The following is a 2,500-nucleotide window of genomic DNA, read 5'->3' as shown; positions in this document are numbered from 1 at the left end:
GTAAGCGGCAAGGAGATCCCATCTGGCGGGTCTGATGCTGAGTAAGGTATTTCGGGCATACGAGTTCTTTGGATGTGAGGATCTATGTCTAGACCTGCGGCTAGCCTTGGGTTGATGCGAATGATCGAGGCGGTGCCCGATCGCCTGGACGGGTCCCCGCGACAGTTGCGACGGTTCTGGTCTGACGAATTCAAGGAGACAGCGGTTGAGCAGGCCTGTCAGCCCGGTGTGAACATGTCTGCCGTGGCGCGGCAGATCGGTATCTTGCCATCTCAACTCTACCGCTGGCGTAGAGAGCTGTTGGCCAGTGATAAGCCTGGAGAGGCACCAGCGGCAGTTGATCCGCAGAGCGTCGCACCTGACGCCAACCCCGTTGTCGAAATCGTCATTGACGGTATCGTCGTGCGGGTCGGCCGGCATATCGAAGAAGCGCATCTGCAGCGCGTGATCCGGGCGGTTCGCTCAGCATGATCCCGGCGGGTGTAAAGGTCTTCCTCGCCAGCCATCCCATCGACTTCCGCAAAGGGCCAGACAGTTTACTGTCGCTGGTGCGCGATGCCGGCAGTGATCCCTTCAACGGCTCGCTCTATGTCTTCCGGGCCAAACGGGCTGACCGGGTCAAGATCGTCTGGTGGGATGGATCAGGTGTCTGCCTTTACGCCAAGCGGCTGGAGAAGGCGCAGTTTTGCTGGCCGCGGATAGGCCACAACCGAGTCCAGCTCAACCATGCCCAGCTCATGGCGCTCGTTGACGGCATGGACTGGAAACGGGTGCGCTCGGTGGCGGTGAAGCCGCCGGAGATTGTTGGGTAAATGCCTGCGGCAAAGTGAATCAACCGCCTGAAAGGGCAGGAAAACCGGAGCAAAATATGCTCTAGTAGACGTCATGACGCCGCCCGATCTGCAGCTCCCGGATGATATAGAGACCCTGAAAGCCATGGTCCTTGCCATGGCCGAGAAGGCAGCGCGCACCGATGCTCTTGAGAGCGAGGTCGCAGACCTGAAAGCCAGAAACGCCGATGCTGATGAACGCATCGAACGACTGACCCAGATCCTGAAAGCCTTTGATCGTGCCCGCTTTGGCCGGCGATCAGAAAAGCTCGGCTCTGCAGGCATCGATGATGAGCAGCAGGCCTTTGTCTTCGAGGAAATCGAGACCGGCATCGCTGCGATCCGAGCCCAGGTCAACAAGGGCGCACCCCATCCCGACAGCAAACGTCCGCCGAGACCGCGCAAGGGCTTTGCTCCTCATCTTGAGCGGGTCGAAGTGGTGATCGAGCCGGATGAACTGCCCGAACACTTCGGTAAACAGAAGGTGCTGATCGGGGAAGACGTCTCGGAGCGACTTGACGTCGTGCCGGCGAAGTTCCGCGTCATCGTCACACGCCGACCGAAGTATGCCTTCAAAAATGAAGACGGCGTCATTCAGGCCGCCGCACCCGCGCACATTATCGAGGCGGGCATTCCGACGGAAGCGCTTCTCGCCCAGATCGCCGTCTCGAAGTATGCCGATGGCCTTCCGCTCTATCGGCAGGAGGCAATCTATGCCCGCGACAAGGTCGAGCTTGACCGGAAGCTGATGGCTCAATGGATGGGTAAGCTCGGCTTTGAACTTGATATCCTGGCCGACTACATCCTCGCCGAGATCAAGAAGGCTGAGCGTATCTTCGCTGACGAGACGACGTTGCCCACACTCGCGCCCGGATCTGGATCGGCCAAGACGGCCTGGCTTTGGGCTTATGCCCGCGATGACAGACCCTTCGGTGGCAGTAGCCCGCCGATGGTCGCCTATCGCTTCGAAGATAGCCGTGCTGGCGATCGGGTCGCCCGGCATCTGAATGGCTATCGCGGTATTCTGCAGGTTGACGGACATGGTGCCTATAACAAGCTTGCCAGATCTGACGGAGGCAATGACGGCGTGATGCTGGCCTACTGCTGGTCCCATAGCAGGCGCAAGTTCTACGAGCTCCACACTTCAGACAGCTCCAAGATCGCCACCGAGACGGTGGAACTGATGGCGAAGCTCTGGCAGGTGGAAGAAACAGCTCGCGGGCAAAGCCCTGACGCCCGTGTCGCCGCGCGCCAGGCGACATCTGCTGCGGTTGTCACGGAACTCTTCGCCCTCTGGCAGAAGACCCTACCGCGGATATCTGGCAAGTCGAAGCTGGCCGAGGCGATCCGCTATGCCACCTCGCGTCGCTCCATCTTCGAGCGCTTTCTCACCGACGGCCGCATCGAGCTCGACAATAACATAGTCGAGCGTGCAATCCGGCACCAGACAATTACCAGAAAGAATAGCCTCTTCGCCGGCAGCGATGGCGGTGGAAAGACTTGGGCAACAATCGCCACGCTCCTTCAAACAGCGAAAATGAACAATGTCGATCCGCAGGCCTGGCTCGCCCAGACACTCGAGCGCATAGCCAATGGTTGGCCCAGCAGCGACCTCGATGCACTCATGCCGTGGAATTACACGCGCTGAACGGTCTCAGCTTGCCGCTTAC

The 2,500-nt window shown here is 59.6% G+C and carries 3 protein-coding genes; all 3 read left to right on the top strand.

Annotation, left to right across the window (positions count from 1 at the left end; all coding sequences use genetic code 11):
* Window positions 1–120: 120 nt before the first annotated feature.
* The 3 genes from BS627_RS20020 to tnpC all read left to right on the top strand — a co-directional run bounded on the left by BS627_RS20020 (window position 121) and on the right by tnpC (window position 2,478).
* The gene (locus BS627_RS20020) at window positions 121–471 is read left to right on the top strand and encodes a transposase (RefSeq protein WP_165691330.1); all 351 of its coding nucleotides are present in this window, start codon (window positions 121–123) and stop codon (window positions 469–471) included.
* On the top strand, window positions 468–812 hold the full coding sequence (gene tnpB, locus BS627_RS20015) for an IS66 family insertion sequence element accessory protein TnpB (RefSeq protein ID WP_077984933.1): 345 nt from the start codon (window positions 468–470) through the stop codon (window positions 810–812). Before BS627_RS20020 ends, tnpB begins: the two co-directional genes overlap by 4 nt.
* Window positions 813–885: 73 nt before the next feature.
* Window positions 886–2,478, top strand: a complete 1,593-nt coding sequence (tnpC, locus tag BS627_RS20010) for an IS66 family transposase (protein ID WP_077984932.1) — start codon at window positions 886–888, stop codon at window positions 2,476–2,478.
* The last annotated feature ends 22 nt before the right edge of the window (window positions 2,479–2,500 follow it).

This window comes from Agrobacterium salinitolerans, from assembly GCF_002008225.1.
Taxonomy (GTDB): Bacteria; Pseudomonadota; Alphaproteobacteria; order Rhizobiales; family Rhizobiaceae; genus Agrobacterium; species Agrobacterium salinitolerans.
The sequence above is the reverse complement of the archived record's forward strand: the minus strand, read 5'-3'. Positions and strand labels throughout refer to the sequence as shown.